The sequence below is a fragment of the Paraburkholderia sp. SIMBA_027 genome (assembly GCF_046535315.1).
GTDB lineage: Bacteria > Pseudomonadota > Gammaproteobacteria > Burkholderiales > Burkholderiaceae > Paraburkholderia > Paraburkholderia tropica.
This window is the reverse complement of record NZ_JAWRWY010000090.1, coordinates 1-512: the sequence shown is the minus strand read 5'-3', so window position 1 is coordinate 512 and position 512 is coordinate 1. Positions and strand designations below refer to the sequence as shown.

Sequence of the window (512 nt, the reverse complement as noted above, 5' to 3'; positions counted from 1 at the left end):
CACGGCCCTTGTCCAGGCGACAGGCACAACGATGAGCGTCTCCGCCTACTTGCTGATCGTCGCGTTGATCTCCGCGGGAGCTGTTCTGTTGACCCGCGAGCGCAAGGGAATCGATTTGGGAATCGACAACCAAGCCGAACAAGAGGTAGGCGCAACGGTCTTCGATCGCCGTCGTTCTTCCACCCACAAGGTCAGCCAGGGCGTTTGACGCCAGCACCCAACTGACTTTCAGGAGGGGTTGCTCCCGAGGGGAGTAGCCCCTCCTGCCAGTTAATTGGGCTGGGTACGCGTGCCGTTTAATCCTCGTCGAGCGGCTTGGTGAGGTGGTGCGTGGGGATGCGGTCACGGTCATAGGTGATCTCCGTGTAACCATGCGGCTCCGGGCGTCCGTCACTTCCCAGGTTCACGAAGACGATCTCCTCAATGGTCGGGATGGATTGCCGGGTGATCATGTTGCGGACCTCGGCACGCATGGTCAGTGACGTGCGGCCAAACCGCTTGGCCGTCAGGCC

1 protein-coding gene and 1 pseudogene are annotated in these 512 nt (G+C 61.1%); one reads left to right on the top strand and one right to left on the bottom strand.

What is annotated here, in order from left to right; translation table 11 throughout:
- Nucleotides 1-208: hypothetical protein (locus SB764_RS38265; RefSeq protein WP_410866497.1), on the top strand; the 208-nt coding region annotated here is incomplete at its 5' end.
- 88 nt (nucleotides 209-296) lie between these two features.
- On the opposite strand, the pseudogene SB764_RS38260 reads toward SB764_RS38265, so the two are convergent.
- Nucleotides 297-512, bottom strand: a pseudogene (locus SB764_RS38260) (hypothetical protein); the annotation flags it as partial.